We start from the raw sequence: 11,868 nt of genomic DNA, 5'->3' as shown, positions 1-11,868 counted from the left end.
GATTCAGACGGGGGTCATGGTTTCAGCAACAGCGTCTCGCTGGTACTGCCCTCGACCGCCCGCTCCGAGAAGGACCAGGTCAGCAGCTCGCCCTTGACCCACTTGGCGGTCTGGTCGGTGTAGTGGGCGTTGTACGCGTGCCCGGAGGCGCCGCTGAGGTTGATCCACTTGGACTTGTCGAGGTCCCCGAGGTTCACCACCATGCGCATCGAGGGCACCCAGACGACCTCGTAGCCGCCCGCCGCGTTCCAGCCGGTGGCGTTGACCGTGGCCTCGCCGCCGCCGAGCTTCCAGGGGCCGCGGTTGAGCATGTGCCGGAGGAAACCGGGGCCCTCGGTGCCGAGGGTCTGGTTCTTCAGGAACAGCCGGTGCAGCCGGCCCCAACTCCAGGTGTCGACGTCCTTGCCGAGCTTGGCGGTGAGCTCCCAACGGGCGTCCCGCATGGCCCGCTTGAACAGCTCGTCACGGGTGTCGGCGGCATCCTGGGTGCGGGTCTCCGGCGCGGACCACCAGTCGTTGTCCTCGTCGTCGATGATCCGGCGGACCACCTCGAACCAGCGGTCGCCTCCGTCCGGCTGCGCCTGGTCCGCGTCACGCTTGCCGCACTCGCGGACGCGTCGGTCCTCGTCGGCGGGACCCGTGGTGTCGACCGGCTCGACCGACAGGCACTGGCCCTTGACGCGCAGTTCCTTGGGCAGCTTGTTACCGAAGGCGAGCTGGAGGATGTTGCGCCAGACCGAGTTGAAGTACGCGGCCGCGGCCGAGCCGGCGTCCTGGGTGTAGTCCCAGCCCTCCAGGAGCTTCTGCGCCTGGCGGACGTGCTGGTCGTTCACGTCGATCTTCAGCAGCAGCGGCACCAGCAGCTTGGCGATCTCACTGCTGTTGTCCATCTGCATCTGGCGCATGTCGTCGGTGGAGACCTTGCCGCCGCCCTTGATCTTCGACTCGATGAGGCTGGTGATGCGCTGCGCGCGCGTGCCGTATCCCCAGTCCGTGGTGAGCGTGTACGGGTAGTCCTTGTCGACGACGGCCTGGTTCGCGGTGACGATGTAGCCGCGGTCCGGGTTGTACTCGTACGGCAGTTCGTCCTGGTCGATGTAGCCGGTCCAGCGGTACTCGGTGTCCCAGCCCGGCACGGGCACCGAGCCGTCGCCCTCGCCGCGGGTGGGGATCTTGCCGGGCAGCTGGTAGCCGATGTTGCCGTCGGTGTCGGCGTAGATCAGGTTCTGCGAGGGGACGTCGAACAGGGCGGCGGCCTCGCGGAAGTCGTCCCAGCCCTTGGCCTTGTTCATCGCGAAGACGGCGTCCATGGAGGTGCCGGGGTCGAGCGCGGTCCAGCGCAGGGCGATGCCGTAGCCGTCGCCGCGGTCGGGGGCGTCCTGGTCGACGGTCGCCTTCTTGCCGACCTGGACGAGTTCGTTGCTGCGGTCGGAGAGGAGGGGGCCGTTGTTGGTCGTGCGGACGACGATCTTCTTGGACGTGCCGCCGGCGACCTCGATGGTCTCCTCGCGGGTGTCGAAGGGCAGCACCTTGCGGCCGTACTCGTAGCCGTCGCCGGTGAGCTTCTCCAGGTAGAGGTCGGTGACGTCGACGCCGGAGTTGGTCATGCCCCAGGAGATGTCCGCGTTGTGGCCGATTATCACGCCGGGCATGCCCGCGAAGGTGTAGCCGGCGACGTCGTACTGACACTTCTCGGTGGCCGACTTGCAGTGCAGGCCCATCTGGTACCACACGGACGGCAGCGTGGCCGACAGGTGCGGGTCGTTCGCCAGCAGCGGCTTTCCGGTGATGGTGTGGCCGCCGGAGACGACCCAGGAGTTGGAGCCGATGCCGTTGCCGTTCACGCCGACGGCCTCGGGCAGGTCCTCCAGGACCTCGTAGAGGCCGCCCAGCTGCGCCTGGAGTGCCCCGGAATCCGGGGAGGCCCCGGCGGCGGTGCCCACGCCCGTCCCCGTGCCGCCGGCGCCCTGCGTGGAACCGGCGGTGCCCTGCGTGGAGCCGCCGGTGCCCGGCGCCGACTGCGATCCGTCCGTCCAGGTCTCGGTCAGCTCGTCGTACTCGCCCTCCCGCACGATGGCCTTGTTGCGGCCGTACGGGTACCGCGGGTACAGGTCGGCGATCTGCTTGGGGCCGAGGCGGCTGGTCATCAGGGCGCGGTCGATCTCGTCCTGCATGTTGCCGCGCAGGTCCCACGCCATCGCCTTCAGCCAGGCGATCGAGTCGACCGGGGTCCACTCCTCGGGCTTGTAGTCGTTCGCGAAGCCGAGGGCCGCGTACTCCAGGGAGATCTCCTCACCGTCCTTGCCGGCGAGGTAGGCGTTGACCCCGTTGGCGTACGCGTCGAGATACTTCTTCGTCTCGGCCGACAGGACGGACTTGTACTCCTCCTCGGCGATCCGGTGCCAGCCGAGGGTGCGCAGGAACTCGTCGTTGTCGACCTGGCCCTCGCCGAACATCTCCGACAGGCGGCCGGCCGTCATGTGGCGGCGCACGTCCATCTCGTAGAACCGGTCCTGCGCCTGGACGTAGCCCTGCGCCATGAACAGGTCCTCGTCGGAGGAGGCGTAGATCTGCGGGATGCCGTAGCCGTCGCGCTTGACGTCGACCGGCCCGGACAGACCGTCCAGGGTTGTCGAGCCCTTGGTCTGCGGGAAGGAGGCCCGCACGGTGGAGACGGACCAGAACGCCCCGTAGCCGGCGCCACCGATGATGGCCAGGACCAGGACGATCAGGAGGAGGCGGACTTTGCGCCCCTTCTTCCTGCCGGACTTGCCGGACTGCTGGCCGGAGGAGGCGGTGGTGTCGGTGGGCATCGCTGTCCTTGCTGTCCTAACACGAGCGGCAGGTCGGGCTGTGCTTTGTACTGAACGCTGGAGCAACCATAGGCGCAGGGCCCGGCGCGACTTGACGCGGAGTCGGGAACCGGCACGGACGAATGTTCGATCATGCTCTTTGGAAGCGTCAAGGAATCGTCAAGAGTTAGGTAAGGTAACGAAGTACTTGCACTGAAAGTGTCCGGAACAGCACGGTTTCCGTGATCGGCCTCGCATGCCCATACGCGCGTGTGCCCGCACCCGGTGCTCGGCATCCCGCACTCGGAACCACGTGCGGTTCGGCGAGAAAGGTACGGCCCTCTGACTGTCCACGACCTCAACCAGCTCCTGCTCGTCTGCTCGCTCGTCCTGCTCGTCGCGGTCGCCGCGGTCCGGATCTCGTCGCGCAGCGGGCTCCCCAGCCTGCTCGCCTACCTGGGCATCGGCATCGCGATGGGCCAGGACGGCATCGGCATCCACTTCGACAACGCCGAACTGACCCAGGTCATCGGCTACGCGGCCCTCGTCGTGATCCTGGCGGACGGCGGCCTCGGCACGAAGTGGAAGGAGATCAAGCCGGCCCTGCCGGCCGCCGCCTCACTGGCGCTGGTCGGAGTCGCGGTGAGCGTGGGCATCACGGCCGCGGGCGCGCACTACCTGATCGGACTGGAGTGGCGGCAGGCCCTCATCATCGGCGCGGTGGTGTCCTCCACGGACGCGGCGGCCGTCTTCTCCGTGCTGCGCAGGATCCCCCTGCCCGCGCGCCTGACGGGCATCCTGGAAGCCGAGTCCGGCTTCAACGACGCCCCGGTGGTCATCCTCGTCATCTCGCTCTCCACGGCCGGACCGGTCGAGCACTGGTACGTCCTGGTGGGCGTCATAGCCCTGGAGCTGGCGATCGGCGCCGCCATCGGCCTCGCGGTGGGCTGGCTGGGCTCCTGGTGCCTGCGGCACGTGGCACTGCCCGCCTCCGGCCTCTACCCGATCGCCGTCATGGCCATCGCCGTCGCCGCGTACGCGGCCGGCGCCATGGCCCACGGCAGCGGCTTCCTCGCCGTCTACCTGGCCTCCGTGATCCTCGGCAACTCCAGGCTGCCGCACTGGCCGGCCACGCGCGGCTTCGCCGAGGGGGTCGGCTGGATCGCCCAGATCGGCATGTTCGTCCTGCTCGGGCTACTGGTCACGCCGCACGAGATGGGCGGCGACATCTGGCCGGCACTCGTCATCGGGCTGGTGCTGACCATGGTGGCCCGGCCGCTGAGCGTGATCGTCGCGCTGACGCCGTTCCGGGTGCCGTGGCGGGAGCAGACGCTGCTGTCGTGGGCCGGGCTGCGCGGCGCCGTGCCCATCATCCTCGCGACGATCCCCATGGTGAGCGGGATCGAGGGCAGCCGTCGGATCTTCAACATCGTCTTCGTGCTGGTCGTGGTCTACACCCTCGTCCAGGGACCGACCCTGCCGTGGGTCGCCCGCACACTGCGCCTGGGCGGCTCGGGCGACGAGGCCTCCGACCTCGGCATCGAATCGGCCCCCCTGGAGCGGCTGCGCGGCCACCTGCTGTCCGTCGCCATCCCGGAGAAGTCCCGCATGCACGGCGTAGAGGTCAACGAGCTGCGGCTCCCCGCGGGCTCCGCCGTCACCCTCGTCGTCCGCGACGGCACGTCCTTCGTACCCATGCCGACCACGGTGCTGCGCCGCGGCGACGAACTCCTCGTGGTCGCCACCGATCCCGTCCTCGACAGCGCGGAACGCCGCCTCAGAGCCGTCGGCCAGGGCGGCAAGCTGGCCGGATGGCTGGGGACCGGGAACGGGAACGGCCGGCCTGGCCGGTCCGGCCGTTGAGAACACGTTTCACACCGTTCCCACTCTCCGGAATCAGGGGTACGGGCGGTCATGGTGCTCGTTTTCACAGGTGACCCGCCTGTTCCTCCCTGTACGATGAAGGCGCATTTTGATCGGACCAACTCTGTCTGACGCAGAGCTGGCGCGACCGTATGGCGGTCGGCACGCCCCTGTCTCCGGGCCCCGGCATCTACCGCAGTAGCGCAAGAGGACAGCTCTCGGCGCCCGATCCCCGTGAGCCGGGGATCGCGCTACCAGGCGGCGGAAAGGCACGGCCGTGGCGTCCACGGTCACCTCGAACACCTCGAAAACGTCCCGCCCGGGCTACGGGCAGCTGCTGCGCACCCGTGGCGCGTGGACGTTCCTCCTGCCGGGCTTCGCGGCCCGTCAGCCGTTCGCGATGCTGACTCTCTCCATCGTGCTGCTGGTCCAGCACACCACCGGCTCCTACGGGGCGGCCGGAGCCGTGGCCGCCGTGACGGGTGTCTCCATGGCGCTGTTCGCCCCCTACAGCGGCCGTCTCGCCGACCGTCACGGCCAGCGCACCGTCCTGATCCCCGGCGTCCTGGTCCACGCGGTGGCGGGCCTCTCCCTGACGGCGATGGCGCTGATCGGCGCCCCCTTGTGGGCGCTCTTCGCCGCCGCCGTGCCGACCGGCGCCTCCGTGCCTCAGGTCGGCCCCATGGTGCGGGCCCGCTGGGGCGTCAAGCTCCAGGACTCGCCCCTGACGAGCACCGCGACGGCCTTCGAGTCCGTCACCGACGAGCTGACCTTCGTGCTCGGCCCGCTGCTGGCGACCGCGCTGTGCACGGCCGTGCACCCGGCGGCCGGCCTGCTCACCGAGGCCGCGCTCACCCTGGTCGGCGGTCTGCTGTTCGCCGCCCAGCGCGGCACCCAGCCCAAGGTCGTCTCCAGGGCGCACGCGCGCGTGGAGCGCGTCTCCGCCCTGTCGGTCCCCGGCGTGCGCGTCCTGATCGTCACGTTCCTGGGCATCGGCTCGGTCTTCGGCGGCATGCAGGTCTCCCTGGCCGCCTTCTCCGAGTCGATCGGCGAGCCCGGCCTGAACGGCGTCCTGTACGGCGTCTTCGCCGCCGGCAACATGCTGTCCGGCATCGTCTGCGGCGCGATCGTGTGGAAGGCCGCACCGCAGCGCCGCCTGATCATCGGATACACCGCCCTCGCGGTCGTGGCCTCCGTTCTGTGGACCGCCCACTCCGTGCTCGTCCTCGCCGCGCTCGGCCTCCTGGTGGGCATGTGCGTCGCCCCGGCCCTGATCACCGGGTACACGTTGGTCGACTCGCTGGTTCCCGCCGGTGCCCGCACGGAGGCCTTCACCTGGCTGACCGGCGCGGTCGCCCTCGGCCAGGCCGCCGCCGTCACGGCCGCCGGACAGCTGGAGGACCGGCTGTGGACCGGCGCCGGGTTCCTGGTGCCGACGGCCGGTACGGCACTGGCCCTCGCGACCCTGTTGGCGCTGCGCACGCGGCTGGCGACGAGGCCCCGGAGCCGCACCGTCGCGCGTGTCGTCGGTCACCGAGTGCCGGTGACAGTGGACTGATCCCCGGTGAATAGGTCACTATGGACCGTCGTTAGCACTCATCGAGTGAGAGTGCCAGGAGGAAGACCAGTGCCGACGTACCAGTACCAGTGCACCGAATGCGGTGAGGGCCTCGAAGCGGTGCAGAAGTTCACCGACGACGCCCTGACCGAGTGCCCCAGCTGCAACGGCCGCCTCAAGAAGGTGTTCTCGGCGGTCGGCATCGTCTTCAAGGGCTCCGGTTTCTACCGGAACGACAGCCGCGGCTCGTCGTCGAGCAGCAGCCCGGCGTCCTCGTCGTCGGACACGAAGTCCGCCACGTCGGACACGAAGTCCGCCACGTCGTCGTCTTCGGGCTCGTCTTCGTCGTCGTCCTCCGACTCGAAGTCGTCGTCCTCGGGCTCCTCCTCCACCAGCAGCACCTCGGCCGCGTAGCACCTCCGTCCGGGACCCCGGCCTCGTACGACGACGGCGGGGTCTTCGGCGTTTCCGGGCCCGGTTAGGGTGCGGGCATGGCGAACACGGAGAACGCGACGGGCGGGGCGGGCATGGCGGAGATCGGGGTCATCGGGGGCTCGGGCTTCTACTCCTTCCTCGACGACGTGACCGAGATAGAGGTCGACACCCCCTACGGACCGCCCAGCGACTCCCTCTTCCTCGGCGAGGTCGCCGGCCGCCGGGTCGCCTTCCTCCCCCGCCATGGCCGTGGCCACCACCTGCCGCCGCATCGCATCAACTACCGGGCCAATCTGTGGGCTCTGCGTTCCGTCGGGGCGCGCCAGGTGCTCGGCCCGTGCGCGGTGGGCGGCCTGCGACCGGAGTACGGGCCGGGCACGCTGCTCGTGCCGGACCAGATGGTGGACCGCACGAAGTCCCGCACCCAGACCTACTTCGACGGCCTCCCGCTGCCCGGCGGCACCATCCCGAACGTCGTCCATGTCTCGCTCGCCGACCCCTACTGCCCCGTCGGCCGCAAGGCCGCCCTCGAAGCGGCGCGCGGGCGCGACTGGGAACCGGTGGACGGCGGCACACTCGTCGTGGTCGAGGGCCCCCGCTTCTCCACCCGCGCCGAGTCGTTGTGGCATCAGGCCCAGGGCTGGTCCGTCGTCGGCATGACCGGCCATCCCGAGGCCGTACTCGCCCGCGAACTGGAGCTCTGCTACACCTCCCTGACCCTCGTCACCGACCTCGACGCCGGCGCCGAGACCGGCGAGGGCGTCTCCCACGAGGAAGTCCTGCAGGTCTTCGCCGCCAACGTCGACCGCCTCCGAGGCGTCCTCTTCGACACGGTCGCCGCCCTCCCGCCGGGCAACACCCGCGACTGTCTGTGCACGAAGGCGCTGGGCGGGATGGATCCGGGGTTCGAGCTGCCGTAATGGGGTGACCGCACCGGCCCGCCCGGTGCGGGGGTGGGGCGGAACGCCTCGTTCGGGTGGCGGAGTTCTCCACAACCGGTGGGTAGTCCACCGGCTTCAACGCGCGCCGCCGCGAGGCCTCATCGTGGGACCGCAAGCCGATCTCACACAGCAGGTGGTGGCCCCATGTCCCGTCCCTCATCCACGTCCGCGCCCGCGCGCACGTCCACATCCGTACGCCTTCCCGCCTGGGCCGCCGGCCCACCCGGCAGCGACACCCCTCCCACCTGCGAGGTCCCGCACTTCGCCCCCCTACGGGTACGCGGCGGCGCACAGCGCCTGCGCCGCCTCGCCCGCTGCCGAAGCCGGGCCATGGCCGCGGGTCTGGCGGTGACCGCCGCCGCCCTGCTGGCGACGGGGGCGGGTGCCAGGGAAGCCGAACGCGTCGGGGGTCACCCCGTGGCCGACCCCGTCCCCGAGCGCCCCACCACCGCCGAGACGGTGACCGCACCGGTACGCATCGCCGACGGCGCGACGGTACGACTGCTGCGCCCCGGCGACCGCGTCGACGTGATCGCGGCCGAGGAGTCCGCGACGGGCGGTGGCGCCGCACGCGTCGTCGCACGGGGCGCCCGCGTGTCCGAGGTGCCGACCGCGAGCGCCACCGAGAGCGGGGCCCTGGTCGTCCTGACCGTGCCCCGCCGCACGGCGGCCCGCCTGGCCGGCGCGGGTGCCACCTCTCGCCTGGCGGTGACGCTGTGGTGACCCTCGGCCCGACGAACGCCGGCCCCCGCCCGTCAAGTCCCTCGTTGAAGGGACCCGGTTGGCCACCCGGGACGCGCCCTGACGTAGGTTGCGGAGTCGTTTGTTCCACAACCAGCGCAGAGAGGCCTCGTGGTGAGCCAGAAGAGGGAGCCGAGCGTCTGGGAGGGCTTCAAGGCCTTCCTGATGCGGGGAACGTCGTCGACCTGGCCGTCGCCGTGGTCATCGGCGCGGCCTTCACGAACATCGTCAACTCGGTGGTGAAGGGGGTCATCAACCCGCTGGTCGGGGCGTTCGGCACCAAGGACCTCGACAGGTACAGCTCGTGCCTGAAGGATCCCTGCCGAGTGGCGCCGGACGGCACGGTCACCAGCGGCATCCCGATCATGTGGGGCACGGTGCTGAGTGCCACCCTCAGCTTCGTCATCACCGCGGCAATCGTCTACTTCCTGATGGTCCTCCCCATGGCCAAGTACCTGGCCCGTCAGGAAGCCCGCCGGAAGGCGAAGGAAGGCACCCGCGAGGTCATCGAGGTGACCGAGCTGGAGGTACTGAAGGAGATCCGCGACGCCCTGGTGGCGCAGCGCGGCTCGGGCCACGACCGCGAATAGCCGCGCACGAGGCCTCAGGTCTGCGGTGTCAGCGGCTCAGGGCCTTGCTCCGACGGTGTCGGCGGCTCAAGGCCGTCGGCGGGCACTGTCAGAGGTGGTGGGGCGGCTTCTCGTCGAGGAAGCGCTTGAGATCGGCCGCGCTGTCGCCGCCGTCGGCGGGCCGCTCGCCCCACCCGTGGTCCGTGTCGTCGGACGACGGCCGGCTCAGCGGGTCGTCGAAGACCAGTGCGGCCTTGAGGTCACGCGGTTCGGGGGTGGGAGCGGTGCTCATGCCTCCAGAGTACGGCCCCGGACAGGTACAGCGTCGGGTCCTGCCCCCTGGGCGCACCTCCCCGGCCCACGCGTGCACTTGTGAACATCCGAGGGAGAATTTCACCGGGTTTTCTGGTGTGCTGGCCCCATGACGTCCAGTGCCACGCCATCGTCTCCCCCGGGGCCGGACCCCGCCCCGGGCTCCGCCACAGCCGAGACCGAGGCCGCGGAGACCGAGAAGCCCATGGCGGTTGACGCGCTGACCGATGTCCCCGGCCTCCGGGTCGGCCACGCCACCCGGACCGGCGGAGGCTGGCTCACCGGTACCACGGTCGTGCTGGCTCCGGAAGGCGGCGCCGTGGCGGCCGTGGATGTGCGCGGGGGCGGGCCCGGCACCAAGGAGACCGACGCGCTCGACCCTCGGAACCTGGTGCAGAAGGTCGAGGCGGTGGTACTGACCGGCGGCAGCGCGTACGGCCTGGACTCCGCGTCGGGCGTGATGGCCTGGCTGGAGGAGCGCGGGCGCGGTGTGCGGGTCGGCCCAGACCCCGCGCACGTGGTGCCGGTCGTGCCGGCCGCCTGCGTCTTCGACCTGGGCCGGGGCGGGGACTTCAGGGCCAGACCGGACGCGGCCACCGGCCGGGCCGCGGTGGAGGCCGCCGCCGCGAGCGGGCTCGGTGCCCCGGTGGCGGAGGGCTGCGTGGGCGCCGGGACGGGAGCGGCGGTGGGGCAGCTCAAGGGGGGCGTCGGCACCGCGAGCACCGTGCTGGACTCGGGGATCACGGTGGCCGCGCTGGTGGTGGCCAACGCGGCGGGCTCGGCGATGGACGCGGAGACGGGGGTGTTGTACGGGGAGTCGCTGCGGGGGCGTACGACGTGTCCGGCGCCGGAGGTCCACGAGGAGGCGGGCCGGCGGCTCGTCGAGGCCGCCGCGCGGAACTCTCCTCCCCGCTGAACACCACACTTGCCGTCGTCGCCACCGACGCCGACCTGACCCGCGCCCAGGCCCAGAAGCTGGCCGGCACGGCGCACGACGGCATCGCCCGCGCCGTACGTCCCGTGCATCTGCTCAACGACGGGGACACGGTGTTCACCCTGGCGACGGGCGCCCGGCCGCTGCCGCCCGAGGCCGGCCCTCTCGCTTTGAACGAACTCCTCGCGGAGGGCGCGGACTTGGTGACGCGGGCGATCGTGCGGGCAGTGCGGGCGGCCGAGTCGGTGGACGGGCCGGGCGGAGTGTGGCCGTCGTACGGGGAGTTGTACGAGCAGGCCCGGGGGGACCTGGAACGCCGGTAGGCCCAGCGGGAGTTGTCGGGGAGACGATTGTCCCGGTTCTGTCACGTGATGCCGGCGGGCGGCGGTTGGGGGAACCCACTCGGCCCTCGTTCGCTCTTTCTCCACGTACCGGAGCGGATCACGTAGATCACGCAGAAGCGAAGAAGCTGGAGCATATCGTGACGAGGCGGAAGTTTGCTGTGCGGCGTGCGACGGGGGCCTGTGCCGTACTGGTGGCCGGCGCGCTGACCCTCACCGGCTGCGGTGGAGACGCCAAGGCCGACAACAAGAGTGGCGGCAAGGGGACTTCGGCCGAGGACGCGGCAGCGCGCATCACGATCTCGGCGCAGGACGGTTCGACGGGCGCGTCCATCAACGCGACCGGCGTGAAGGTCAGCGGCGGCAAGCTGACCGGGGTGAGGATGACCGCGGCGGAGGGCGGCGCGGTCGTCGCGGGCGACATCGCGGCGGACGGGCGGTCCTGGAAGCCGAAGGATCAGTTGGAGCGCGGGACGAATTACCAGATCTCCGCGACCGCGAAGAACCCGGAGGGGAAGACCTCGGCCGCCAACTCCGTCTTCACGACCGTGTCCACGGCGAACAGCTTCATCGGTACGTACACACCGGACGACGGCACCACGGTCGGCGTCGGGATGCCGGTGTCGTTCACCTTCGACAAGGCGATCACGGACCGGAAGGCCGTGCAGTCGCACATCACGGTGACGTCGAGCAGCGGGCAGAAGGCGGTGGGGCACTGGTTCGGGGCGCAGCGGCTCGACTTCCGGCCCGAGGAGTACTGGAAGGCCGGGTCCAAGGTCACGATGAAGATAGACCTGGACGGTGTGGAGGGCGCGAACGGCGTCCACGGCGTGCAGGACAAGACCGTCACCTTCACGGTCGGACGCTCGCAGGTCTCCACTGTCGACGTGAACACGCAGACCATGACGGTCGCCCGCGACGGGAAGACGCTCAAGACCGTCCCGATCTCGGCGGGCAGCACCGAGACCCCGACGTACAACGGCCAGATGGTGATCTCGGAGAAGTTCCGGCAGACACGGATGAACGGGTCGACGGTGGGCTTCGGCGGTGAGTACGACATAGCGGACGTGCCGAACGCGATGCGGCTGACGACGTCGGGCACGTTCATCCACGGCAACTACTGGTACGACAGGTCCAACCCGCCCTTCGGGCGGCAGGGCACCAGTCACGGCTGTGTCGGCCTCGCGGACGCCCAGGGGGCGAACGGTGACACGGTCGCCAAGTGGTTCTTCGACAGCTCGCTGACCGGTGACGTGGTGATCGTCAAGAACTCCCCCGACAAGGCGGTCTCGCCGGACAACGGCCTCAACGGCTGGAACATGGCGTGGAGCGCCTGGACGGCGGGCAGCGCCGGCTGACCCGGGGCAGACACCATCTGACCC

8 protein-coding genes and 2 pseudogenes are annotated in these 11,868 nt (G+C 70.5%); 8 read left to right on the top strand and 2 right to left on the bottom strand.

What is annotated here, in order from left to right; translation table 11 throughout:
- Positions 1-14: 14 nt before the first annotated feature.
- Positions 15-2,813 (bottom strand): penicillin acylase family protein, encoded by a 2,799-nt coding sequence (locus WBG99_RS20955; protein ID WP_338897756.1) that lies wholly within the window; start codon positions 2,811-2,813, stop codon positions 15-17.
- A gap of 264 nt (positions 2,814-3,077) precedes the next feature.
- Here WBG99_RS20955 and WBG99_RS20950 point away from each other — a divergent pair, with 264 nt between their 5' ends.
- The 6 genes and pseudogenes from WBG99_RS20950 (at position 3,078) to mscL (ending at position 8,920) form a co-directional block, all read left to right on the top strand.
- Positions 3,078-4,655 carry a potassium/proton antiporter gene (locus WBG99_RS20950; protein WP_338900418.1) on the top strand — a complete coding sequence of 526 codons (1,578 nt, stop codon included), beginning with the start codon at positions 3,078-3,080 and terminating at the stop codon, positions 4,653-4,655.
- A gap of 277 nt (positions 4,656-4,932) precedes the next feature.
- Entirely contained in the window at positions 4,933-6,213 is a 1,281-nt protein-coding gene (locus WBG99_RS20945) for an MFS transporter (protein ID WP_338897755.1), read from the top strand.
- A 69-nt stretch (positions 6,214-6,282) separates the two neighbouring features.
- Complete coding sequence (locus WBG99_RS20940; RefSeq protein WP_338897754.1) at positions 6,283-6,627, top strand: FmdB family zinc ribbon protein; 345 nt, start codon at positions 6,283-6,285, stop codon at positions 6,625-6,627.
- Between the two features lie 77 nt (positions 6,628-6,704).
- Positions 6,705-7,568 carry an S-methyl-5'-thioadenosine phosphorylase gene (locus WBG99_RS20935; RefSeq protein ID WP_338897753.1) on the top strand — a complete coding sequence of 288 codons (864 nt, stop codon included), beginning with the start codon at positions 6,705-6,707 and terminating at the stop codon, positions 7,566-7,568.
- Between the two features lie 165 nt (positions 7,569-7,733).
- The gene (locus WBG99_RS20930) at positions 7,734-8,312 is read left to right on the top strand and encodes a hypothetical protein (protein ID WP_338897752.1); all 579 of its coding nucleotides are present in this window, start codon (positions 7,734-7,736) and stop codon (positions 8,310-8,312) included.
- A 132-nt stretch (positions 8,313-8,444) separates the two neighbouring features.
- Positions 8,445-8,920: pseudogene (gene mscL / locus WBG99_RS20925) on the top strand (large conductance mechanosensitive channel protein MscL).
- 88 nt (positions 8,921-9,008) lie between these two features.
- Here the strand turns inward: mscL and WBG99_RS20920 are convergent.
- Positions 9,009-9,191, bottom strand: a complete 183-nt coding sequence (locus WBG99_RS20920; protein WP_338897751.1) for a hypothetical protein — start codon at positions 9,189-9,191, stop codon at positions 9,009-9,011.
- Between the two features lie 225 nt (positions 9,192-9,416).
- Between WBG99_RS20920 and WBG99_RS20915 the strand changes: the two are divergent.
- Positions 9,417-10,468 (top strand): annotated as a pseudogene (locus WBG99_RS20915) (P1 family peptidase).
- Positions 10,469-10,626: 158 nt separating this feature from the next.
- Complete coding sequence (locus WBG99_RS20910) at positions 10,627-11,844, top strand: Ig-like domain-containing protein (RefSeq protein WP_338897750.1); 1,218 nt, start codon at positions 10,627-10,629, stop codon at positions 11,842-11,844.
- Positions 11,845-11,868: the final 24 nt, after the last annotated feature.

This window comes from Streptomyces sp. TG1A-60 (genome assembly GCF_037201975.1).
Classification (GTDB): Bacteria; Actinomycetota; Actinomycetes; order Streptomycetales; family Streptomycetaceae; genus Streptomyces.
Note: the sequence above shows the minus strand (reverse complement) of the source record. Positions and strands in the feature narration are given on the sequence as shown.